Source organism: Pararoseomonas baculiformis (genome assembly GCF_017813395.1).
Lineage (GTDB): Bacteria > Pseudomonadota > Alphaproteobacteria > Acetobacterales > Acetobacteraceae > Roseomonas > Roseomonas baculiformis.
Map to the genome: position 1 here is coordinate 43,951 of NZ_JAGIZB010000006.1, position 22,900 is coordinate 66,850.

At 69.0% G+C, this 22,900-nt stretch carries 23 protein-coding genes; 15 read left to right on the top strand and 8 right to left on the bottom strand.

The window, feature by feature from the left end:
* Positions 1–112 precede the first annotated feature (112 nt).
* Positions 113–607, bottom strand: a complete 495-nt coding sequence (locus tag J8J14_RS07555; protein ID WP_209378868.1) for a YdcF family protein — start codon at positions 605–607, stop codon at positions 113–115.
* A complete protein-coding gene (locus J8J14_RS07560; protein ID WP_209378869.1) occupies positions 604–1,857 on the bottom strand; it encodes a class I SAM-dependent methyltransferase in 1,254 nt (417 codons plus the stop codon). The genes J8J14_RS07555 and J8J14_RS07560 overlap by 4 nt, the downstream gene beginning before the upstream one ends.
* A 94-nt stretch (positions 1,858–1,951) precedes the next feature.
* Here J8J14_RS07560 and J8J14_RS07565 point away from each other — a divergent pair, with 94 nt between their 5' ends.
* Positions 1,952–2,164 carry a hypothetical protein gene (locus J8J14_RS07565; RefSeq protein WP_209378870.1) on the top strand — a complete coding sequence of 71 codons (213 nt, stop codon included), beginning with the start codon at positions 1,952–1,954 and terminating at the stop codon, positions 2,162–2,164.
* Here J8J14_RS07565 and J8J14_RS07570 read toward each other — a convergent pair.
* The 3 genes from J8J14_RS07570 to J8J14_RS07580 form a co-directional block, all read right to left on the bottom strand.
* A complete protein-coding gene (locus tag J8J14_RS07570) occupies positions 2,155–2,610 on the bottom strand; it encodes an acetyltransferase (protein ID WP_209378871.1) in 456 nt (151 codons plus the stop codon). The two genes, J8J14_RS07565 and J8J14_RS07570, sit on opposite strands and share 10 nt — an antisense overlap.
* A gap of 167 nt (positions 2,611–2,777) precedes the next feature.
* Positions 2,778–4,247 carry a Hint domain-containing protein gene (locus J8J14_RS07575; protein WP_342452409.1) on the bottom strand — a complete coding sequence of 490 codons (1,470 nt, stop codon included), beginning with the start codon at positions 4,245–4,247 and terminating at the stop codon, positions 2,778–2,780.
* Between the two features lie 311 nt (positions 4,248–4,558).
* On the bottom strand, positions 4,559–4,930 hold the full coding sequence (locus J8J14_RS07580) for an HPF/RaiA family ribosome-associated protein (protein WP_209378873.1): 372 nt from the start codon (positions 4,928–4,930) through the stop codon (positions 4,559–4,561).
* Between the two features lie 156 nt (positions 4,931–5,086).
* Here J8J14_RS07580 and J8J14_RS07585 point away from each other — a divergent pair, with 156 nt between their 5' ends.
* The 3 genes from J8J14_RS07585 to J8J14_RS07595 all read left to right on the top strand — a co-directional run bounded on the left by J8J14_RS07585 (position 5,087) and on the right by J8J14_RS07595 (position 8,416).
* Positions 5,087–5,608, top strand: a complete 522-nt coding sequence (locus tag J8J14_RS07585; protein WP_209378874.1) for an invasion associated locus B family protein — start codon at positions 5,087–5,089, stop codon at positions 5,606–5,608.
* A gap of 14 nt (positions 5,609–5,622) precedes the next feature.
* Entirely contained in the window at positions 5,623–6,822 is a 1,200-nt protein-coding gene (rlmN, locus tag J8J14_RS07590) for a 23S rRNA (adenine(2503)-C(2))-methyltransferase RlmN (RefSeq protein WP_209378875.1), read from the top strand.
* Between the two features lie 322 nt (positions 6,823–7,144).
* Positions 7,145–8,416: a cation:proton antiporter domain-containing protein gene (locus J8J14_RS07595; protein WP_209378876.1), complete on the top strand. Its 1,272-nt coding sequence runs from the start codon at positions 7,145–7,147 to the stop codon at positions 8,414–8,416.
* 205 nt (positions 8,417–8,621) lie between these two features.
* Here J8J14_RS07595 and J8J14_RS07600 read toward each other — a convergent pair whose 3' ends face one another.
* Both J8J14_RS07600 and J8J14_RS07605 read right to left on the bottom strand, forming a co-directional pair.
* Positions 8,622–9,788, bottom strand: coding sequence for a hypothetical protein (locus J8J14_RS07600; RefSeq protein ID WP_209378877.1), 1,167 nt, complete (start codon positions 9,786–9,788; stop codon positions 8,622–8,624).
* A gap of 5 nt (positions 9,789–9,793) precedes the next feature.
* Positions 9,794–10,297, bottom strand: coding sequence for a DUF4365 domain-containing protein (locus tag J8J14_RS07605; RefSeq protein ID WP_209378878.1), 504 nt, complete (start codon positions 10,295–10,297; stop codon positions 9,794–9,796).
* Between the two features lie 290 nt (positions 10,298–10,587).
* Between J8J14_RS07605 and J8J14_RS07610 the strand changes: the two genes are divergently transcribed.
* The 10 genes from J8J14_RS07610 (at position 10,588) to J8J14_RS07655 (ending at position 21,578) form a co-directional block, all read left to right on the top strand.
* A complete protein-coding gene (locus J8J14_RS07610) occupies positions 10,588–11,358 on the top strand; it encodes a transposase (RefSeq protein ID WP_245215544.1) in 771 nt (256 codons plus the stop codon).
* Positions 11,349–12,584, top strand: a complete 1,236-nt coding sequence (locus J8J14_RS07615; RefSeq protein ID WP_209378879.1) for an argininosuccinate synthase — start codon at positions 11,349–11,351, stop codon at positions 12,582–12,584. Before J8J14_RS07610 ends, J8J14_RS07615 begins: the two co-directional genes overlap by 10 nt.
* A gap of 133 nt (positions 12,585–12,717) precedes the next feature.
* The gene (gene pyrF, locus J8J14_RS07620; protein WP_209378880.1) at positions 12,718–13,425 is read left to right on the top strand and encodes an orotidine-5'-phosphate decarboxylase; all 708 of its coding nucleotides are present in this window, start codon (positions 12,718–12,720) and stop codon (positions 13,423–13,425) included.
* On the top strand, positions 13,422–14,066 hold the full coding sequence (locus J8J14_RS07625; protein ID WP_209378881.1) for a phosphoribosylanthranilate isomerase: 645 nt from the start codon (positions 13,422–13,424) through the stop codon (positions 14,064–14,066). Before pyrF ends, J8J14_RS07625 begins: the two co-directional genes overlap by 4 nt.
* A complete protein-coding gene (locus J8J14_RS07630; protein WP_209378882.1) occupies positions 14,063–14,944 on the top strand; it encodes an EamA family transporter in 882 nt (293 codons plus the stop codon). The genes J8J14_RS07625 and J8J14_RS07630 overlap by 4 nt, the downstream gene beginning before the upstream one ends.
* 101 nt (positions 14,945–15,045) lie before the next feature.
* Complete coding sequence (gene trpB, locus J8J14_RS07635; RefSeq protein ID WP_209379075.1) at positions 15,046–16,233, top strand: tryptophan synthase subunit beta; 1,188 nt, start codon at positions 15,046–15,048, stop codon at positions 16,231–16,233.
* A complete protein-coding gene (gene trpA / locus J8J14_RS07640) occupies positions 16,230–17,102 on the top strand; it encodes a tryptophan synthase subunit alpha (RefSeq protein WP_342452410.1) in 873 nt (290 codons plus the stop codon). Before trpB ends, trpA begins: the two co-directional genes overlap by 4 nt.
* Before the next feature lie 195 nt (positions 17,103–17,297).
* Positions 17,298–19,838: a hypothetical protein gene (locus tag J8J14_RS07645; RefSeq protein ID WP_209378883.1), complete on the top strand. Its 2,541-nt coding sequence runs from the start codon at positions 17,298–17,300 to the stop codon at positions 19,836–19,838.
* A 35-nt stretch (positions 19,839–19,873) separates the two neighbouring features.
* Entirely contained in the window at positions 19,874–20,872 is a 999-nt protein-coding gene (locus tag J8J14_RS07650; RefSeq protein ID WP_209378884.1) for a TAXI family TRAP transporter solute-binding subunit, read from the top strand.
* A gap of 109 nt (positions 20,873–20,981) precedes the next feature.
* Positions 20,982–21,578, top strand: coding sequence for a hypothetical protein (locus J8J14_RS07655; protein WP_209378885.1), 597 nt, complete (start codon positions 20,982–20,984; stop codon positions 21,576–21,578).
* Between the two features lie 4 nt (positions 21,579–21,582).
* Here the strand turns inward: J8J14_RS07655 and J8J14_RS07660 are convergent, their stop codons facing one another.
* Positions 21,583–21,915 carry a DHCW motif cupin fold protein gene (locus J8J14_RS07660; protein ID WP_209378886.1) on the bottom strand — a complete coding sequence of 111 codons (333 nt, stop codon included), beginning with the start codon at positions 21,913–21,915 and terminating at the stop codon, positions 21,583–21,585.
* Between the two features lie 146 nt (positions 21,916–22,061).
* Here J8J14_RS07660 and J8J14_RS07665 point away from each other — a divergent pair, with 146 nt between their 5' ends.
* Positions 22,062–22,889 (top strand): SGNH/GDSL hydrolase family protein, encoded by an 828-nt coding sequence (locus J8J14_RS07665; protein WP_209378887.1) that lies wholly within the window; start codon positions 22,062–22,064, stop codon positions 22,887–22,889.
* Positions 22,890–22,900 lie beyond the last annotated feature (11 nt).

The window sequence follows — 22,900 nt, forward strand, 5'->3', positions numbered from 1 at the left end:
CCGCCTCGCCCGCCATGCCGCGGCCACCCGGGGCCGCCTGTCCCGGCCGCATAGGCGCGGTCCGGGGGCCCTTCACCACGGGGAAGGGCAAACCCCTCCCCGCGGGCATGCCTCACCCCTTCCGCAAGGCCCGGTGCCACACCGCCAGCACCGCGTCATAGGGCAGCGCCGGCACCTCCCTCAGCCGCCAGCGCCACTCCGCGAATCCAGGCCCGGGCCGCGCCGCCCGCCCCTTGCCCGTCCGCAGCCCGCATAGCCGCAGCAGCATCGCGCAGCGCGGCAGGTGGTAGCCCGAGGAAACCGGGTGCACCCGCTCCACTCGCCCCCGCAGCAGCGCGGCCACGGCGCGGGCAGAGGAGAGCGTATCCACCCCCGTCGGCTCCTCCAGGATCCGCGCGGGATCGATCCCCCAGTCCCGCAGCAGCTTCGCCATCACGGCCGATTCGGCCGGCCCATGCCGCCCCACCCCGCCCGTGGGAACAAAGATCGGCGTGTCCCCCAGCATCTCCCCCAGCTCCACCGCCGCCGTCACGCGGCGGCGCATGGTCTCGCTCGGCCGCGAATCCGGCCGCACCGCCGCCCCGAAAATGACGATCGCGGAGCTCATGGCCCGCGCGGCGCGGTGAGAAGCAGCCGGTTCACCTTCTCCATCGCCGCGCAGAGCGCCGCCATGTCCCGCGCCACCGCGGCCGGCGCCGCGCCGCCCTCCTCCACCGCCCGGGCCACCTCGCCCAGGCTCCGCTTCCCGTCGATCCGGGCCAGGATCGCCGCCGACAGCGGCGGCACGGGCAGGTTGATCCGCAGCCCGTCATAGGTGATCGGCAGGCTTCCGCCCCGGATCCCCCTGGCCCAGCTCGCCCCATCCCCGCCCCGCAGCAGCGGCACGGCCGAGGCATCCCCCCAGTCCGCCCGCAGCTCCGGCTCCTCCGCCCGCGCCAGATAGGCGATGTGGATGCCCATGTTCCCCGCCAGCGCCTCCGCCAGCGCCGCCCGCTCCACCAGGCCCATCCCGGCCGTCCGCGCCCGCAGCTTCGGGTCCGGCAGCAGGAAGTCCGGATCGTAGCGCACCGGCTCCACCAGGCAGGAAATCCGCATCCCGGCGTCCCGCACCAGCGCATCCAGCTGCGGCACGGTGAAGGCGACATCCCGCGGGTTCAGCAGCAGGTCATACAGGCCGGAATCCCCTCCGCCCTGCGGCAGGGGCAGGTGGTCCGAGATCCAGGGGTTCTTCCGCAGCCAGGCCGTCTCCGGCAGGTGCCGCATCACCCGCTTGGCCAGGTCCACCCGCGCCGCCGGCGCCTCCCCGGGCGGGGCGATCATCCGCAGCGCGTCCTGCAGCATGTACACGCCCGTGCGCCCATGCGGCGCATAGACCATGATCCCCATGCCGCCCCCCGGCGCCAGCACGGAGGAAAGATTCCTCAGCCCTGCCAGCGGATCGGGCAGGTGGTGCAGCACCCCGCAGCAATCCACGTAGTCGAAGCGCCCGAGATCCGGCAGGTCGAGGATCGAGCCCTCCACGAAGCGGATATTCTCCAGCCCCCGCGCCGCCGCCCGCGCCTCCGCCACCTTCCGCGCCGCGCCCGAGCGATCCAGCCACACCACCTCGCCCGGTCGCCCGGCCCAGGCCATCTGCTGCGCCAGCATGATGGCCCCATCCCCGGTGCCGCCCCCGGCCACCAGCGCCCGCAGCGGAAGCTCCGCCGCCCGCCGTGCCCCGAAAACCCAGTGATCCACCTCCGCCAGATGCGAAGGACTCCCCACCACCAACCGCTTCGCCTCGTCCCGCGGATCGCGGGCCGGATAGGGAAGCGCCTCGTACTGGGCGGCGAGCTGGGCGTCGGTGGCGTCCGTCATGCTCCGGGGAATAGGGGGCCGGCGCCGGAATCGGAAGATGCGCCCCGGCCCCATCCTTGCTTGTCCCAGCCCCGCCACCGCGAGGGACCAGCCCATGCAGCCCGGCACCGGCCATAATGGCGGCCCACCCCTGGAAGAGGACCCCGGCGCCTCCTGGCGCCTCTTTGCCTGGCGCAAGGCGCACCGGAAGGCCTGGAAAACCCCGCCCCGCGAAATCGCCCTTCGCCGCCTCGCCCGGGCGGAGGAACTGGGCATGACCTACCGCGACTACACGCTCGAGATCATGGAGCGCGGCCGCTATCCCTGATGGGCCGGGCCGTCCATCCACAGATGCAGCAGCGGATAGGGCCGCCCTTCCCCATCCGTTTCGGAACGCCCGAAGGGCCTGAAGCCCATCCTCCGGTAAAAGCCCAGGGCTTCCCCGTTCTGCTCATTCACATCCACCGTCACGGGACCCGCTTCCTCCAGCGCTTGCCCCAGCAGCAACCGCCCGATCCCCTGCCCGTGGAAGGCGGGATCGACGAACAGCGCATCCACATGCGCCCCCGTCATGCCCATGAAGCCGAGCGGCCGGTTCCCGTCATCCGCCGCCACCCAGAACCCGCCTCGCGGCAGGTAGTCCTCCGCCACCAGCCGCTCGATCCGGAAGAAATCCGCGGGGCTCAGGAAGCCATGCGTGGCCCGCACCGCCCCGCGCCAGATCGCCAGCAGAAAGGGCAGGTCACTCTCGCTGGAACGCCGGATCCTCGCCATGCACCATCCACGCCGCATGGCCGCCCGCGGCGGGCGGCCAAGGGCAGGCCTCTAGCCCCGCCGCCCCGCCCAGGCCACCGCCTGCAACCAGCGGCATGGCCCGCCACGGAACGCCGCGACGGGCCCGGCACAACCCTTGGCCGTGCCTCCCGGTGCCGGCGCCGTCCTCAGCCGGTCGCCGCCAGCCCGGCCACCTCTTCCGTCGCCCGCTCCCAGAACGCCCCGGCCTGGGCTATCCGCACCCGCAGCGTGCCGCCGGCCGCGCAAAGCCCCGCCAGGGCCGGCGCCATCTCCGCATCCCCGGTCGTCCAGCGCCGCACCGCATCGCCCCGCCGCTCAGGATGCGACCACCCCTCCGCCAGCCCCGCATGGTCCAGCGGCACGGCCGTCTCGGCGCCACCGGCCATGGCGAAGCCCAGCCCCTGCAGCTGCACGCCCAGCCAGCGCCCATCGGTCGAACCCGGAAGCGTCCCGAAAGGCCGTCCCTTGCGCGAAACCAGGCGCAGGCTCGCCACCCCCGCCGGCACGGCGAAGCGATACACGCCGCCCTCCTGCTCCGGCAGCACCGCGCGCCCATCCAGAAGCTGCAGCTCCGGCTCGCGCGTGCAGCGCCAGCCCAGCGCCTCGGCCCGCGCCATCAGCTTCGCCGCGATCGCCAGCAGCGCCGCATTGTCCTCGGCGCCCGGCCGAAGGAACCGCGCACAGGGCTCATAGGGAGGCAGCACCGGCGCCCCGCCCGGCCGCAGCGCCACCACCGGCGAGGACGCCGCATTGTCGAAGCTCGCCCGCCCGTCATCGTTCAGGTAGCTCTCGGCCAGCGCCCCCTCGGCCAGCACCACGTCATGGCAGCCCAGGTCGATATGCAGGTAGGTCACGGCATCCCAGGCCTCCTGCAGGATGGTGGCCCCGTTCACCAGCGTCTTCGCATGCACCAGCGCCCCGTCCAGGAACAGCGCATGCTCCGGCGAAACCACCAGGTCCCGGTGCGGCACGCCCTCGGCCAGCGCCCCGGCCCGGATGCGGATCGGCCGCACACGGTGCGGCTCCGGATGCCGCGCCACATCCACCCGCCGCCGTCCGATCCAGGCCACCGGCTTCAGCGCCGCCCCCTGCCCGGAGAAGGTCGCCACCAGATCCCCAGCGGAAAGCGCCTCCACAGGCACCTCGCCCCGCGCGGTAAGCACCCGCGTACCTAGGGCAAAGCAGGTCACGTTGATCGGACGGTCATTCTCGAAGTCGTACTGGTTTTGCTCTTTTTCAAGATTTGGCGCACGAATCGATAAATAATAATTCCCAATCCCGGCATCGTTACTGAAAAGAACGATCCGACCATCTGAAAGCTTACCTATCACGGCGGTCTGATCAATGTCATTCGTACCGAGATAAGCCAAAGGATCCGAAAATGACGCAAGAGATATGCCGTCCACGCTGAAAGTTTCGTTAACTTGATCACCAAGTATCGCGTTTTCGGCCGTTCCGTTTGTGGTCAAGGTTGAACTAATAAGGTAGGGGTCAGATGCTTGGTATTGCCCGCCCTCAGCCAGAGACAGAAAGTAGAAAAAACTCCTGGTAAGTGCCATCCGATCCTCCTGCAGATCCGCTGCCGTCTCAGCCCGGACCGTCTCGAATCGGGGCATCGCGTCGCATGGGACGGTAGCACCTCACATTTTCGTGATAAAGACTGTTTCGGCTCCCAACCGACCGTATCCCCGGATCCCTCCCGGAGAACGATGCCGAACCTCTTGCCGCGGGAAACATCTCGGGCGAGGCCCACCACCCCTCCGGATGCGCACCATCCGGCATGGGCATGGATGGTCCACGCCCATGCTGCACCGGATCGCAATCAGGCAACCGAAGCCGACAGATCAGATGATCGCAGCCACCCCGGGCGCCCTACGCCCGGGTACCGCCGCCGGAAAAGGCGGCGACCTCCAGGGGACAACGCCGCCTAGAACAGCCCCTCCTTCGTCGCATTCACCGGCTTGTCCTCGCGCATCACCCGCTTCTGGCGGCGCAGCTGCTTCGCCACGCGCTCCAGTGCCGAGGCGAAGGCCGTATAGGCGTTGCGCGAATGCTCCCCATGCCCGTCGAAGAACAACCCCTTCGCGGCATGAACACGCACATTGCAGCCGAACCCCGCCCCCTTCCCTCCGGGAGAGAAGGTGATCGTGATGTCCTCGGCGCCGTCGAAATACTTGGCCGAAAGACGCCGCGCCTGCTCCGTCGCATGCGTCCTCAGGGCATCGCCCACATCGGTCTGGTGACCGGAAACAATGATCCGGCCCTCGGCCTCGGTGTCTCGGATCTGCGGAGCTGCCACTTCTTTCTCCCTCCACGAACAGGACTGGTGGAGAGGACTCAACGCATCTCAGCGCCCCGCGTTGGCGCCCCCTCCCCATCCCCCGGCAAGGAAACGCCCCGGCCATGCCGCCATGGCGGTTGAAGCGAGCCCCGCAGGAGGACTATCTGCGGGGCCATGATCCGCAAGACCTTCGCCGCCCAGGGCCTCGTCCTCGCGGCCCTCTCCCTCGTCACAGCCCCGGCCCTCGCCCAGCAACGCGGCGCGCAGCCGGCCCAGGGCGGGTCCGAACGCCCGCAGCGCCTCGGTACCTTCAACGACTGGACGGCCGCCACCCACCAGGAAGGCCGCAACAAGGTCTGCTACGCCTTCACCCGCATGGAAGGCCGCCAGAACGCCCTCCTCACCATCACCCACCGCCCCCAGGGTCGGGACCAGGTCGCCCTCCAGATCGGCCGCGCCTTCCCCCGCAATGCCGAGGTGAAGGTTGAAGTCGGCACCACCGAACTCGATTTCTTCACCTCCGGCGACAACGCCTTCGCCCGCGAAGGCCGCGCCGTCGTCGCCGCCTTCAAGGCCGGCCGCGAAGCCGTCGCCAAATCCCCCGCCGCCAACAACCGCAGCACCACCGAGACCTTCTCCCTGTCCGGCTTCACCGCCGCCTACGAGGCTATCTCGCGCGAGTGCCCGGCCCGCTGAGGCCCCAGAAAAACATGAACGCCCGAACCCCCATCGCCCTGGCCCCCGCCGACTCCCTCACGGAGGCCGAGCGCACCCGCATCCTCGCCAAGTCCGCCCTCTTCGCCCCCCCGGCGCAGGTGGATGAGAACGGCCGCCGCGAACTCGTCGGCCTGTCGCGGGAAGAACTGACCCAGGCGGTGGTGGAGTTCGGCGAAAAGCCCTTCCGCGCGAAGCAGATCTGGCACTGGATCTACCACCAGGGCGTCCGCGACTTCACTTCCATGTCCAGCATCGCCAAGCCGATGCAGGCCAAGCTCGCCGAACATTTCACCATCGGCCGCCCCGGCATCACCACCGAACAGACCAGCACCGACGGAACCCGCAAATGGCTCTTCCAGATGCGGGACAAGCAGCAGGTCGAAACCGTCTACATCCCTGAGGAAGACCGCGGCGCCGTCTGCATCTCCACCCAGGTCGGCTGCACCCTCTCCTGCCGCTTCTGCCACACCGGCACCCAGAAGCTCGTCCGCAACCTCTCGGCCGGCGAAATCATCGGGCAGTTCATGGCCGCGCGGGACAGCTACGGCGAATGGCCCACCCCGCAATCCGAAGCCCCGCGCCTGCTCTCCAACATCGTCGTCATGGGCATGGGCGAGCCCCTCTATAACTACGAAAACCTCGCCACCGCCCTGAAGATCGCCATGGACCATGAGGGCATCGCCCTCTCCCGCCGCCGCATCACCCTCTCCACCTCCGGCGTCGTGCCGATGATGGACCGCGCCGGCGCCGAGCTCGGCGTCAACCTCGCCGTCTCCCTCCACGCGGTCACGGATGAGCTGCGCGACGAAATCGTCCCGCTCAACCGCAAATACCCCATCAAGGAACTGATGGCGGCCTGCCACCGCTATCCCAGCGCCTCCAACGCCCGCCGCATCACCTTCGAATACGTGATGCTGGACGGCGTGAATGATTCGGAAGCCGAGGCCCGCGAACTCGTCCGCCTCCTCCACGGCCTCCCCGCCAAGGTGAACCTCATCCCCTTCAACCCCTGGCCGGGCTCCCCCTACGCCACCAGCAAGCGCGCCCAGATCGAACGCTTCGCCAACATCCTGAACGACGCAGGATACGCCTCCCCCGTCCGCCGCCCCCGCGGCAAGGACATCATGGCCGCCTGCGGCCAGCTGAAAACCGAAAGCGAACGCGCCCGCAAAGCCCCGGCCCCTGCCGCCTGAACACGCAAACCCCGGGGCCACCCGCCCCGGGGCAAGGTCCGGCCAGCTACCAGCGCTCGCTCCACAGGGGCCGCATCAAGGGCGGCGTCCGCATCCAGAAAGCCAGGTCCCGGAACAGCCTCGCCAGCATCGGCATCACGGACGTCACTCCCGCAACTTTATTCTTCGCGTCATCGAACGGTCACCGAAGCAGGAAGGTTCCAGCACGCGCACCGCCGCGCCATCGGCCGGATCATGACAAGCGCGTGGGTAATCCCCGCGCCACACCCAAACCCACCACACCCCTTCCCCGTTCGCCCCAGGCCAGAACGGACCCCATACCTTGGCCGAAACCCGCTTCGTCGCCCTCACCATTGTCGCGGTCGCCCTCCTCCTCGCCCTGGCCCGCCTGACGAAAATCCCCCCCTCCATCGCCTGGTTCTCCGGCGGCCTGGCCTCCATCCTCCTCCCGGGCCCCCTCCCCGAAATCCGGGTGGACCCCCTCATCCTCCTCGGCCTCATCCTCCCGCCCCTGCTCTACGCGGGCATCACCAACCTCTCCCCCACCCTCCTCCAGCGCACCGCCTGGCGCGGCGTCGCCATGGGCGCGGCCTGGACCCTCGCCCTCACCGCCGCCTGCGGATACGCCGCACACCTCCTGATGCCCGGCCTGGACCCCGTCGCCTGCATGGCCATCGGCGTCGCGGCAGCGGTGGCCGAACCCCGCGTCCTCCTCGAATCCGGCCTCCACCAACGCCTCCCCCCGGCGCTGACCGAATCCCTCTCCGCCCAGCTCGCCTCCGCCCCCCTCCTCGGCGTCTCCCTCTCCATCTTCACGGCCAAATCCGTCGGCGGCCCCTTCCCCGGCCTCGCCGCCATCGCCGAAACCCTGATCTACGACCTCACCATCGGCTGCGCCGCCGGCGTCGCCCTCGGCCTCGCCATGGCCGCCCTCCGCAAGCGGCTGGACAACCCGGCCACCGAAACCGCCCTCTCCCTCGCCACCCCCTTCGCCGCCGCCGCCCTGGGCGAAGCGGTCAGCGCCTCCCCTATCGCCCCCCTCATCGCCGCCGGCCTCACCCTCGTCTGGATCCGCTCAAGGGACGGCGCGAACATCTCCATCGCCTCGGAAGAATCCCACCGCGTCACCAACGACCTCTGGCGCGCGCTGGACGCCCTGCTCACCGGCGCCCTCTTCTTCCTCATGGGCCGCGCCCTGCCCGAAGCCCTGGAAGGCGCCCAGTCCCTCCCCTGGGCCACCCTCGCCCTCACGGCGGCGGCGCTGATGACCCTCTGCTGGGCCATCCAGTTCACGCTCTCCTGGGCCGCCCTGGCCCACCCCAACTCACCACCGGTCCCGTGTGAGGCCGGGGGCTGCGTCCCCTCCTGGAAGGCCGCATGCCTCATGGCCGGCGGCTCCGGCCGCAACGTCGTGGCCCTCGCCATCGCCCTCGCCCTCCCCACCACCACCCCCAGCGGAGACCCCTTTCACGCGCGGGACGCGGTGGTGGCCGTGGTCGCGCTGATGGTCGTGGCCTCGGCGGCGCTGCAATGGGTGGGGGTGCCGGGGTTGGTGCGGTGGGTCAGGCCGGGGGCTGCAGAATCTCAGGCGTAGGGAATGTGGCCCGCGGGAGGCGCCGCCTCCCGCACCCTCCGCCGGGGACTTTTGGTCCCCGGACCCCTGAAATACGTGCCACAGCAGGTTTAATGCGAAAGATTTATTCTTCGCCTTTAGTTTTTGTTTGCTGGCGGGCAGCTTATCAACGCACAGTTCAACCACAGCAATCAGAATAGGTGTGTTGTTTTCTGAATTACGTCAGTCAATGCTCCTGTTCAGAAGCATCTTCATCATCCTCTTCGATCGGATAGACGAAGAAATCTCTGGAATTTAGCAACTCCATTTGGCGCCCTGATATCTTCAATTCCCCAAAAACAGAGACGTAGGATTTTTCGTTACCCGCAGCAAAAACTCTCTCTCTTTGCTCATCGGTAAACCCAACCCTCACTTTTCGAAGGGCACCATCAATATTGGCAAGAATTATCGCAACCCCATCCCAAGCATCTAATCGGCTTTTTATCTCTTGAATGATGCCGGTGATTTTTGTGTCGGGAATCGGGCTGATTTCGGTCATTATACGACTCGCCTCGAGAAGTACCGATGCGTCGTCGCGATGTAAACGCAGATCAGCTACTAACCGTTCGGGTTTAGTGGTGCTCCATTGGAGCGAGACGTGCACCCCATCCGTAATGGATGCGATACGCCCCAATGCACGACAGAGATTAGCACTCACACCGGCCTTAACCGCCCGCGAGAAGGCTACCTTCACGCCATCAACCATCACCGCATCGATTGCCTGTCTGGTTGCCTTAAGCGCCTCTGCCAGAACCCGTGTGGACCTGCGGCCAAATGGATGCTCGAAAGACAGCAAGGGTTGATTATTGTCGGCCGGCATAGAAAATTGCCAAGGTGAAAGGATAGGTACAACGAAGCTACCCCTTTGGGTCTGCCCAACTCTAAGAGAGTCAGCGTAAGCGTTCACTAGCTGAAATTGTCTACCTTGCCAGTACGCTCTTGGTTGTGGTGCCGCCGCCACGTTTGCAGCCGCGATCAAAATCTCCCGAGCTTGCTGGTGAAGATCGATACTCGTGTCCAGCGATATTGAGCCGATATCATCGGCATCAGCAGCACGCAGCTTCACAACATCGAAACTGGTAAGGGTGAGATCTTCCAGCACTTCGCTTGGAGGGCGACCTTCAATTTCCGCCAAGTCATTAACAAACACACTCATTACGGTAGCATAGTCACTTACTTCCTGACTAGTTGAAATCAGAATTTCGTCGTTCTCACCAGCCTCATTCATGCGACGGAAAATCCGTCCGTAAGAACCATACGGATTAGAAGCTTCCCAGCCATTTTGGCGCAGATACCCTGCAACCGCCAGCGGAGAAAGCGCTTGGACTAGCTGATGATCCAGATGGAAGACCATGGCAGTTAAATCCTTGCTGAGCCGATAATTGTAGGCGCCGCCACGATCAACTGCTGCATCGTGTGCTCTGACATCACCTGCGAGCACGGAATGAAAACTCTTTTTTTCGAAGTATTTGGCACTGCAGGCAGGCCTTGGAGGTTGCCAAAGTAAAGCGTGCCCCGCATAAGAAGTTCCGGGAGCGTGACCTTAATCCAAGCCGTTTCGTCCGCAGGAAGCTGTAGAATCATCAGATAGTGCGGATTGGTGCTTGGTGCCCTGAGGTGCGAATAATTTATCATTTTTAAATCATAGAAAATTTCGCCATTTGCAACAGAACTGGTGGAAGTAGCTTTAAGCTGAACATCGATCTGATTTCGGGACCCCAGAACCGGCCTGACCAGCGCGTCCACGCTCGCTTTATCAGGCCCATTCACCTCGGTAACCGAGCAGCCCACTCTCGCTGCGAGAGAGGTTAAATAGGCCAGCGAGAGCCGCTCCTTTATATCATCAATCGACGTCGATATCAAAGCAGCACTCCGTCAATCAATATGGTGGTTTGGGCGATAGCCCACGATTTACCTGATACGCAAACGGCCTTGTAACTACATATGGCGGCAAGGGCCCCGAACACCGTAGCCTATGGAAGTTGAGGCTGCCCGCAAAGTCAGCTCTACCACCGAATACGGTTTTCAATGCTCATCGTCTCACCAAAATTGTCCGCTCGGTGCTCTCACGGCTTCGTGGTAGTGGGACACCCACGACTTGACACAAGGACTAAATTCCTTCACATCCTAACCCTATCTTGCGGGAGGTCCACATGCCCCACACCACCTCCCGCCTCACCCCACCCCACCCCTTCGCCCCCCTCACCGACCTCCAGTGGCACGCCCTCCTCCCCTACGTCCTGCCCCGCTCCCCCCAGGGCCGCCGCATCGCCGATCTCCGCTCCCGCATGAACGCCATCTTCCACCTCGCCCACACCCCGGGCGAACCCTGGAAGAACCTCCCGGGCCACTACGGCAAGCCCGATACCGTCGCCCGCTTCTTCCGCCGCCTCACGCACGCCGGCCTCTGGCACCGCCTGCTCGAAGCCCTGACCGATGCCGCCCCCAACCACCCCCTGCGGCAGATCGAATACGCCATCTGCCGCGCCACCCGCCGCGCGGCACGCCTCGGCGGCATGCCCCTCCTTCTCCTCATCCGCAAACTCGGCCTCCGCACCGCCCTCAACGGCCCGCCCTGGCTCCTGCCGGATCCCCTTTTGTCCGAAACCCTCGCCCGCCTCCCGCCCCCACCCCTCACCCCTCACCCCCGCCAAGCACGCGCTCCAGGCCCTCCGCCAGCACCTGAAAAGCTGGTCCTGGCTCGCAAAAGCCGCCCTCGGCCGCACCCGCATCCCCCGCACCGTCCGGCTGGCCTGGCCATGAATCCCGCCCACGCCTTGCCCCCGCCGCCCCGCTGCGGCACACCCCGCCCACAGGCGGAACGCGCGGCGTTCCCGCCGCGGGCAACGCACGCCGCCCCGCGGCAGGCACCCCGCCCGCCCGCACCCAATTCAGCGGGAAGGTTTTCCTCACCATGCGCGTGAAGGACGTCAAAAAGGTCGTGCTCGCCTACTCCGGCGGCCTCGACACCTCGGTCATCCTGAAATGGCTGCAAACCACCTACAACGCAGAGGTCGTGACCTTCACCGCCGATCTCGGCCAGGGTGAGGAACTCGGCCCGGCCAAGGAAAAGGCCCGCCTCCTCGGCATCCAGGAAGGGAACATCTTCATGGACGACCTGCGTGAGGAATTCACGCGGGACTTCGTCTTCCCGATGTTCCGCATGAACGCCCAGTATGAAGGCTGCTACCTCCTCGGCACCTCCATCGCCCGCCCCCTCATCGCCAAGCGCCAGATCGAGATCGCCGAAAAGGTCGGCGCCGATGCCGTCAGCCACGGCGCCACCGGCAAGGGCAACGATCAGGTCCGGTTCGAAATCGCCTACTACGCCCTCAAGCCGGACGTGAAGGTCATCGCCCCCTGGCGCGAATGGGACCTCACCTCCCGCACCCGCCTCATCCAGTTCGCCGAAGAACACCAGATCCCCATCGCCAAGGACAAGCGCGGCGAAAGCCCCTTCTCCGTGGACGCCAACCTCCTCCACAGCAGCTCCGAAGGTAAGGTGCTTGAGGAGCCGTGGGACGAACCGCCCGAGATCGTCTGGCAGCGCACCCTCTCCCCCATGGATGCGCCGGACAAGGTCACGGAAATCGTCATTGAGTTCGAGCGCGGCGACGCCGTCGGCATCAACGGCGAACGCATGTCCCCCGCCACCCTGCTGACCCGGCTGAACGCCCTCGGCAAGGAAAACGGCATCGGCCGGCTGGACCTGGTGGAAAACCGCTTCGTCGGCATGAAGTCCCGCGGCGCCTACGAAACCCCCGGCGGCACCATCCTCCACACCGCCCACCGCGCCATCGAATCCATCACGCTCGACCGGGAGGCCGCCCACCTCAAGGACAGCCTGATGCCCCGCTACGCGGAGCTGATCTACAACGGCTTCTGGTTCGCCCCGGAACGCCGCATGATCCAGGCCATGGCCGATGCCTCCCAGGCCAGCGTCACCGGTGAAGTCCGCCTCAAGCTCTACAAGGGCAACACCATCGTCACCGGCCGCCGCAGCCCCAACTCCCTCTACTCGATGAAGCACGTCACCTTCGAGGAAGACCAGGGCGCCTACGACCAGTTCGACGCCCAGGGCTTCATCAAGCTCAACGCCCTCCGCCTGCGCCTCGGCGCCATGGCCGGCCGCAAGGGCGGCGAGCTCTGATGCCCCGCGCGCCGCGCCCCCGCCGGGACGCGGCGCGCATCCAAACCCCGATTCACGCGGGGGCGCCATGCCCGCCCATGCCTCCCGCTTCCCCCGCCGCCCGGCTATCCAGGCGGCTGAGGAGGCCCCCGCCATGATCGACCGTCCCAACCGCGCCGGCATCATCGCGGCCCTCGACACCCAATCCCCCGATCAGGCCGAGGCCTGGGCCGCCGCCCTCGCCCCCCACGCGGGCTGCCTGAAGCTCGGCCTCGAATACTTCGTCGCCAACGGCCCCGCCGCGGTCGCCCGCATCGCGCGCCACCGCCCGGTCTTCCTCGACCTCAAGTTCCACGACATCCCCAACACCGTGGCCGGCGCGGTCCGCTCCGCCTGCGCCCTCGCCCCGGCCATGCTCACCATCCACGCCGCCGGCGGTCCCGCCATGGTGGAAGCCGCCCGCCGCGCCGCCGATGAATTCGGCCCCAACCGCCCGGCCATCCTCGCCGTCACCGTCCTCACCAGCACCGACGCCGCCACCCTCGCCACGACAGGCGTCTCCGGCGGCCCCGCCCAGCAGGTCCTCCGCCTCGCCCGCCTGGCCCTGGAAAACGGCGCAGACGGCCTGGTCTGCTCCCCTCGCGAAGTCCCCCTCATCCGCGCCGCCCATGGCGCCGGGCCCCTCCTCGTCGTCCCCGGCATCCGCCCCGCCGGCAGCGCGGCCGGCGACCAGTCCCGTATCGCGACGCCTGAGGAAACCGCCGATGCCGGCGCCGACTGGCTGGTGATCGGCCGCCCCATCACCGCCGCCCCCGACCCCGCCGCCGCCGCCGCCGCCATCGCGGCAAGCCTGCACCGATGACCCTGACCAAGATCTGCGGCCTGAACGACCCCGCCGGCCTCGACGCCGCCGTGGCAGGCGGGGCCGACATGATCGGCCTCGTCTTCTTCCCGCCTTCCCCCCGCGCCATCCCCCCGGCCCAGGCCGCCGCCCTCGCCGCCCGCCTCCCGGCCGAGGGCTCCCCCCTCCGCGTCGGCCTCTTCGTCGATCCCGACGACGCCACCCTCGCCGCCACGCTCGAAGCCGTCCCGCTCGACATTCTCCAGCTCCATGGGGAGGAAACGCCGGAGCGCTGCGCCGCCATCCGCGCCCGCTTCGGCCGCCCCGTGATGAAGGCGCTGGGCATCGCCACTGAAGCCGACCTCGCCCTGCTCGATGCCTATGCCCCGGCGGTGGACCGCTTCCTGCTCGACGCCAAGCCGCCGCCCGGCGCCACCATCCCCGGCGGCAACGCGGCGGTGTTCGACTGGTCCCTCCTCACCCACCGCCCCATCCCCCGCCCCTGGCTCCTCGCCGGCGGCCTCACGCCGGACAATGTGGCGGGCGCCATCCGCGCCACCGCCGCCCCTGGCGTCGATGTCTCCTCCGGCGTGGAGAAGGCCCGGGGCGTGAAGGACCCTGCCCGCATCGCGGCCTTCCTCCACGCGGCGCAGGGGGCATGAAGCCGGGCCATATCGCCCTCGCGCTCCTCACCACCGCGCTCTGGGGCTTCAACTTCGTCATGATCCGGATCGGGTTGGAATCCGGCCTGCCGCCGCTGCTGATGGCCGCCCTGCGCTTCATGGTGGTTGCCATCCCCGCCCTCTGGCTGCCCCGGCCGAAGATCCCGCTGGGGCGGATGCTGGCGATCGGGATGTTCCTCTTTGTCGGGCAGTTCGCCCTGCTTTTCACCGGCATGGCGGCGGGCATGCCGCCGGGCCTCGCCTCGGTCACGCAGCAATCCCAGGCCTTCCTCACCGCCCTCTTCGCCGCCGCCATGCTGCGGGAAAGGCCCGGGGCCCGCTCCGTCGCCGGCATGGCCATCGCCTTCGCCGGGCTGGCGCTGATCGGCACCACCGCCGGCACGGCGGGGATGACGAGCCTCGGCCTCACCCTCTGCCTCGCGGCGGCGGCCAGCTGGGCCTTCGGAAATGTCCTGCTGCGCGGCGCGGGCTCCTCCCCCGGCGGGCCGCTGGCCTTCATGTCCTGGCTGGGGATCGTGCCGATCCTGCCTCTCCTCGCCCTCTCCCTGCTGATCGAGGGCCCGGCGGAGATCACCCATGCGCTGGCCGGCCTGAACCTGAACGGGATTGCCGCGATCCTCTACGTGGCGCTCCTCGCTACCTCGGTGGGCTACGGGATCTGGGGTTTCCTGATGGCCCGCTACCCCGCCACCACGGTTGCACCCTTCGCCCTGCTGGTGCCCATCACCGGGGCGCTTTCAGCCCATCTGGTCACCGGGGAGAGCTTCGGGCCCATCCGCCTGGCCGGCATGGGGCTGATCCTGGCGGGGCTGGGCGTCACCGCCCTTCGATGGCCCCCTCGCAAAGCGGCGGCGTGACCACATCTCCGCCGCGCGCTAAAGGACTCGCCGCCCTTCTTCCGGGCCAGCCAGAGACGGGAAACCCCGCCGTGAACAAGCCTCTTCCCAACAGCCTCCGCATGGGTCCCGACGTCAGGGGCCGCTTCGGCGATTTCGGCGGCCGCTTCGTGGCCGAGACGCTGATGCCCAACATCACCGAGGTGCAGGAGGCTTACGAGGCCGCGCGGAAGGACCCGGAGTTCGAGCGCGAGTGGCGACGGCTGCTGAAGGACTATGTCGGCCGCCCCTCCCCGCTCTGGTACGCGCAGCGGCTGACGGAGCATCTCGGCGGTGCGAAGGTCTACTTCAAGCGCGAGGAGCTGAACCACACCGGCGCGCACAAGATCAACGCGGTGCTCGCGCAGATCATGCTCGCGAAGCGCATGGGCAAGACGCGCATCATCGCCGAGACCGGCGCCGGCCAGCACGGCGTGGCCACGGCCACTGCCTGCGCGCTGTTCGACCTTCCCTGCACCGTCTTCATGGGCGCGACCGATGTGGAGCGGCAGCGGCCCAACGTGTTCCGCATGAAGCTGCTCGGCGCGGAGGTGAATGCCGTGACATCCGGCGCGGCGACGCTGAAGGACGCGATGAACGAGGCGCTGCGCTACTGGGTCGCGAATGTACACGACACCTACTACTGCATCGGCACCGTCGCCGGCCCCGCGCCCTATCCGCAGATGGTGCGCGACTTCCAGTGCGTGATCGGCGACGAGACGAAGGAGCAATGCCTGGCGATCGAGGGTCGGCTGCCGGACGTGGTGGTCTGCGCCGTGGGCGGCGGGTCTTCCGCCATGGGCATCTTCCATCCGTTCCTCGACGATGCCGAGGTGAAGCTGGTGGGCGTGGAAGCGGCCGGCCATGGGATCGAGAGCGGCCAGCACGCCGCCGCGATCAATGGCGGCGCGCCGGGCGTGCTGCACGGGAACAAGACCTATCTGCTGCAGGACCGGCACGGGCAGATCACCGAGGCGCATTCGATCTCCGCCGGCCTGGATTACCCGGGCATCGGGCCGGAGCATTCCTGGCTGCACGAGATCGGGCGCGTGGAATACACGGCGGCGACCGATGACGAGGCGCTGGATGCCTTCCAGCTCTGCTCGAAGCTGGAGGGGATCATCCCCGCGCTGGAATCCGCCCATGGCCTGGCCGAGGTGATCAAGCGCGCGCCAACCATGCCGAAGGACAGCATCATCGTGCTGAATCTCTCCGGGCGCGGCGACAAGGATATCTTCACCGTGGCCCATCATATGGGGGTGGATCTGTGAGCACGACGACCATCGAACCCGCGGCGGCGGGTTGCGTCGATCCGGTGCCGGGCGGGCGCATCGCCCGGCGCTTCGCCAAGCTGCGGGCCGAGGGGCGCGGAGCGCTGATGCCCTTCCTCGAGGCCTATGACCCGGACCCGGCGACGAGCATGGCCATCCTGCGCGGCATGCCCGGCGCGGGGGCGGACCTGATCGAGATCGGCGTGCCCTTCACCGATCCGGCGGCCGATGGGCCGACGGTGCAGAAGGCCGGGCAGCGCGCGCTGAAGGCGGGCGGCTCGCTCGCCGGGGCGCTGGCCATGGTGCGCGACTTCCGGCGCGACGACGAGGAAACGCCGCTGGTGCTGATGGGGTATCTCAACCCCATCCTCGCCTATGGCCCCGAGCGCTTCTGCGAGGATTGCCGCTGCTCCGGCGTGGATGGGCTGATCATCGTGGACATGCCGCCCGAGGAGGCGGATGAGGTGCAGCCCTTCGCCCATGGGCTGGACATGGTGCGGCTGGTGGCGCCGACGACGCTGGAGAGCCGGCTTCCCACCGTGCTCGATGGTGCCAGCGGCTTCATCTACTATGTCGCCATCACCGGCATCACCGGCACACGCTCGGCCGATACGGCGGACCTGGCGGCGGCCATCCCCAAGGTGCGGGCGGCGACCGACCTGCCGATCGCGATCGGCTTCGGCGTGCGCACGCCGCAGCAGGCGGCGGATGCGGTGAAGGTGGCGGATGGGGCGGTGGTCGCCTCCTCCCTTATCGAGATCCTGGCGGGAACGCTGGATGCCGAGGGGCGGGCGACCAAGGGCACGGTGCGCGCCGTGCTGGATGGCGTTCGCGCCCTGGCCGAGGGGGTTCGCGGCGCGCGCGGGTGAGGCTTATGGGGCACAGGTCGCTGGGGCTCTGCGTCATCGACCCGTTCTATTAAATTAGGCTAAGGTCGCCATCAGAATGGCATGGTAGCTCCCCATCATGGCCTGTTTGTCCCTGAAGCACAGCCGCCCCGCCAACCCGTATGACCGGGTTTCCGGCCCGCCTGCATCCCGGGTTGCTGAGGGATGCGGGCGGTCATGATGGCCACCCACCCCCGCCTGGATGAGCGTTCCGACACGCATCTGGAGGCCTGGGGTGGGGAGGTGCATTCACCGATCCGCCTGAGAGGCGAGGCGGGATATCCACCCGGCACGGTTCGCTTTGCCCTTCTGCACCGGGACTACGGGGTGGCGCTGGTCGATGTGGCGCCGGATGCGGTTCCGGAGGCCGCCGAGCGCTTCCTGCGCGCCTATCGGGCGCGGTATCCGAGGGCGCCCGTGCCGCCCGTGGTCTATCGGTCCCTGTCCGAGGCGGATCTCTGGCGACTGACCGTCATCCTGGATTCCGCCTTCGCGACCGAGCCCTCGCCCGGGCAGGATACAGGCTGGATGGATCGGGTCCGGGCGCTTCTGGATAGCGTGAAGCAGCTGCCCAGGAAGCCGGAGCCGCCGCGCCCTGTCCTGCCCGCACGGGCGTTGGTTGCAGAGGCAGCACCGCCCGCGCCGGCGAAGGCCGGGCCGCCCATACCGGCCGTGGCCGAACCTCCCTTGCCGGCGCAGGCCAGCCCGCCCGTGCCGGCCTTGGCCGAACCCCCTGTGCCGGTGCGGGCCGATCCGCCCGTACCGGCCGTGGCTGAACCGCCTGTGCCGGTGGAGGTGGCGCAAGCCGTGCCGGCAGCGGCCGCACCGCCTGTGCCGGTGCCGGTGCCGGTGCCGGTGCCGGTGCCGGTGCCGGTGCCGGTGCCGGTGGAAGCCGGGCCAGAACAGGTGGCATCGATCGAGCCGCCTGTTCTGGCGGAGGTCGCCGCGCCATCCCGGCCCGGGCGGATGTTGCCCTGGCTGCTGGCCGTGCTGGTCCTGGCCGGCGGTGGCCTGGGATGGGTCTGGGCCAGGGGTCCGGCCGGGCGGCAGCTGGCCGAGGTGCCCCCGCCGGCGCCGACACCGGTCGTCGAGCGCTCCGTCGCGGAGCCGCCTGCCCCGGCGGCCCTGTCCGTGCCTCAGCCTGAGATTCCTCCCCGGCCCGCCCTGCCGCTCCTGGAGAGGCTGACGACGCCCTCCCCGGCTCCCGAGGCGGCTGTTCCGTCCCCGCCGGAACCGCCCGTCGCGGCCGCGCTGCCAGGGGAGGACGAGGATGTGCCCGCGGTCGCGCCGGAGCGCCCGGGACCGGCAGCGGCTTCGCTGCCGCTGACGGTCGCGGCCATGGCGCCACCACCGGAGCCGCCGGCCCCTGCCCTGCCCGGAAGCCTGCCACGTCCGGAGCATCCGCCCCTGCCGGCTGCCGTGCCGCTGGCCGTGCCGGAGGAGCACCCATCGGCCATTCCCGGGCCGGAGGAGATGATGCGGGCGGATCTTCCGCCCGGGGAGCCCGTGGCCGCAGCCCCCATTCCTTCCATGCAGGCCGGGCTCACCAGCGCGGATGTGCAGCCGGAGGGCATCGAGCCGCAGGGGCCAGCGGCATCGGCGGGTGTCGGACCCGGAGCGGACCATGCTTCGGCAGAGGCTCCGCCGGTGCGGGGAGAGGCGCAGCCCGCCGATGAGCCTCCGCCCGTGTCGGTTCAGGCCGAGGCCGCACCGGGAGAAGCTCTGGCGGAAGCTCCAGCTGGATTGGTGGAGGCCGTGCCCGCCCCGGAGGACAGGGCGCCAGAGCCTCCGCCGACGGTGGCTCAGGTTGAGGCCGCGCCGGAAACGGCTCAGCCGGAGTCCACGGTCGGGCCGGTAGAGATCGCGCCCGCCTCGGATGCGATGGCTCCTGAGACGCCGTCCGTAGCGGCGCAGGTCGAGGCCGCGCTGGAGAGCGCTCAGCTGGAATCCACGGTTGGACCGGCGGAGATCGCGCCCGTCTCGGATGCGATGGCGCCTGAGACGCCGTCCGTAGCGGCGCAGGTCGAGGCCGAACTGGAGAGGGCTCAGCTGGAGGCTCCGGCCTTGCCTGTGGAGGCCGCTCCGGCCCTGGAGGACAGGGTGCCAGAGCCTCCGCCGGTTGCGGCGCAGGTTGAGGCTGCACCGGAAGGGGTTCGACCGGAGGTCGCTCCTCCGGAAGCTCCGGCCGCGAGGGAAACGGCGCCGGAAACGCCGCCGGCAGCGGTGCAGGCTGAGGCGGCGCCGGAAGGGGTTCAGCCGGAAGCCCCGGCTGTACCGGAGCGGGCCGCACCGGCCCAGGACATGGTGCGGCCAGAGGCTCCGCCGGCGGCGATGCAGGCCGCCCCCGCGCCGGAGGCCCGGCCGGAGGCCCCGCCGGTGCGGAGCGGGCCCGCGCCCGCGGCTCCTCGCCCGCCATCTCCCCCATCCGCGGCCCTGTCGCCGGCGCTGCTGGAAGCGTTGGTGCGGCGCGCGGACTCCTTGATGGCGATCGGCGACGTCTCGGCGGCGCGGCTGCTCTATGAGCGCGCGGCCACGGCGGGCAGTGCCCCGGCCGCCACGGGGATGGGCCGCAGCTACGACCCGGCCGTGCTGGCGGAGCTGCGGGTGCGCGGCCTGCGCCCGGATCCGGCGCAGGCGGCCAGCTGGTATCGCCGCGCCATCCAGATGGGCGATCCGTCGGCGGCGGCCCTTCTGCGCCGGCTGCCCGGGGGAAGATGAGCGGCCACCAGCCGCCAAGAGGGAGAAGCGTGAGGATGACCATCACCCCGACGAGGCGCGGCCTGTTGCTGGCGGGCGCCCTTGCCCTGCCCGCCCTGCGGCACGCGGAGGCGCAGGCGCCGTCCGCGCCACAGGGGGCCAGCCTGGCGGCGATGGTAGCGCGGGCCAATGCGGGCACGGTGGGGGTGGTCTCGGGCGGGGTGGACGGGACCTATATCCGCATCGCCGCGGACCTGGCGGCGGTGCTGGACGATGGCGAGCGGCTGCGCGTGCTGCCCATCATCGGGCGGGGCTCGGTGCAGAACATCTCGGACATCATGTTCGTGCGCGGCGTGGATATCGGGATCGTGCAGTCCGACGCGCTCGCCTATGTGCGCAGCCGGCGGATGTTTCCCGGCGTGGCGCAGATGATCCAGTACATCACCAAGCTCTATGACGAGGAGGTGCATGTGCTGGTGCGCGCGGGGATCGGGAGCGTGCAGGATCTCGCGGGGCAGCGCGTGAACGTGGACGTGACGGGCAGCGGCACGGCCATGACCGCCTCCCTGATCTTCGAGGCGCTGGGGATTGCGCCCGAATTCGTGCATGACCCGCAGGACACGGCGCTGGAGCGGCTGAAGCGCGGGGAGATCGCGGCGCTGGTCTATGTGGCGGGCAAGCCGGCGCGGCTCTTCGGAGGGCTGACGGCCGATGCGGGGCTGCGCTTCCTGCCGCTGCCGATGGCCGCGGCGCTGATGGAGACCTACCTGCCCTCCCGCCTCACGCATGAGCAGTATCCCGCGCTGATCCCCGAGGATGCGCCGGTCGAGACGCTGGCGGTGGGTGCCGTCATGGCTGTCTATGCCTGGGCACCGGGAACGGAGCGGTTCCGCAAGGTGGCGGGCTTCGTGGATGCGTTGCACAGCCGCTTCGAGCGGTTTCTCCAGCCGCCGCGCCACCCGAAATGGCGCGAGGTGAACCTGGAGGCGCAGGTGCCGGGCTGGGTGCGCTTCAACTCGGCGCAGGAGCCGCCGCCGCGCGGTGGCCGCCCATGATCATGACGAGCACCACAATCGGGCCATAAGTCCGCCGGTTTCTCTCTCCAAAACTGCGCGCGGGGTGGGGCGTTTCGCTGGGGAGACGTCTCATTCCGCGGAGGCCGCCATGCGCAGCATCAGGGTTCTTCCCGCCATTGCCATAGCCGGCTCCCTGCTCGCGGGTTGCGCGCCGGAGCTGCAGGGCGAGTACTACGCGGGCAGCTACTACCAGCAGCCCACCTATGGGCAGCCCGTCGCACCCTACACGACCTATGTGGTGCCCCCGGCGAGCGGTGCCTATGTCGTGCCGCCGGGCCGGCCGGATGGCGGCTCCCTTTCCTGGCGGGAGCCGGATCCCCGGTACCGCTCCTATGGATCGCCCTATGACCGCTTCGGCGAGCGGCGCTTCGAGGACCGGCGCCCTGATGACCGGCGCTATGATGACCGGCGCCTCTACGGCTCGCCCTACCCGCCCCAGGCCATCCAGCCGGGCGAACGGTCCTATGGCTGGGATTTCCGGGATCGCCGGCAGGATTCGGCCGAGTACCGCCCGGATGGCGGCCGGTACGATGGCAACCGCCACGATGGCTGGCGGGACCAGGGCCAGGCCGATGACCGCCGGGATGATTCGTCCTTCGGCTATCGCGGGGACGCGGCGCAGGCGCCCGGGGATGGCCGCAGCGGCTCCGATTCCCTCGGCCTCGGCCCGCGGCGCTGGCGATAGCGGGCTAGTCCACGATGAAGAGCCGCGCGCCGGTCTCCGTGGAGGAGCGGTGCGCGGCATCGCCGAAATCCGAGACGGTGTAGCCCTGGCCCGGGCCGAAGGTGAAGACGCGGCCGTCCTTCAGCTCGGTTTTCAGCTCGCCCTCCAGCACGTAGAGGACATGGCCGCGGTCGCACCAGTGATCGGCCAGGTAGCCCGGCGTGTATTCCACCACGCGCATCCGCACATCGCCGTTGTTCAGGGTGCGCCAGGTGGCGGAGCCGGTCTCGCCCGGATGCTCGCTGGCCGGGAGGGCATCCCAGTGGACGGCGGTGAAGGGCAGTTCGGGCAGTTTCACGGCGGGTTTCCCTCGGGGGCGGGCATGGCCCGGTGCGGAGGATAGGCCCGCCACCAGGGCCGCGCGAAGGCCCTGGACGGCCGGGCGGCGCGGTTCCTTAATCCCCCGGAGCGTGCGCGAAGGCGCGCATCGGAGAGGAAAGATTCATGTCCAGGATCACCATCGCGCGCCGGCTCGTGCTCGCCGCCGCACTGCTCCTCGGCGCAGGCGCCGCCCAGGCGCAGCAGACCAGGCCCAGCGTGCAGGCGCTGGATGAGCGGCCGGCCTCGGCCATCTTCATCGGGAACAGCTTCTTCTACTACAACAACTCGATGCACGGGCATCTGCGCAGCCTGATCACCGGCGCGGGCGAGAGGCGGCCCTTCTCCGGCGTTTCGGTCACCATCAGCGGATCGGGCTTCGAGTGGCATGACGTGGAATCCTATTTCCGCCCGAACGCCCTCGGCTCCTATTCCTTCGACAACGACAACAACATCGTCTTCAACAACCGCGCGCGGCTGTTCGACATCGCGGTGATGATGGATTGCAGCCAGTGCCCCATCCATCCGCGCCTGGGCAGCGTCTTCACCGACTATGCGAAGCGGCACAGCGAGACGGTGCGGCGCCACGGGGCGAAGCCCGTGTTCTTCATGTCCTGGGCCTATGCCGACAAGCCCGAGATGACCGAGCAGCTGGCCGAGGCCTATACGCGCGCGGGCAACGACAACGACGCCCTCGTCATCCCCGCCGGCCTTGCCTTCGCGCGCAGCATCCGGGAGCGGCCGGAGCTGAACCTCTATGTGGCGGACAAGCGGCATCCGAGCCTGGCCGGCACCTATCTGGCGGCGACCACCACCTATGCCGCGATCTTCGGCACCTCGCCCGAAGGGAACCGCTACACGGCCGGGCTGGAGCCGGAGACGGCGCGCTTCCTGCAGACGGTCGCGTGGCAGACGGTGCGGGACTATCTGGGCACGCGGCGGGCGGCGAACTGAGGCGGGCTGCC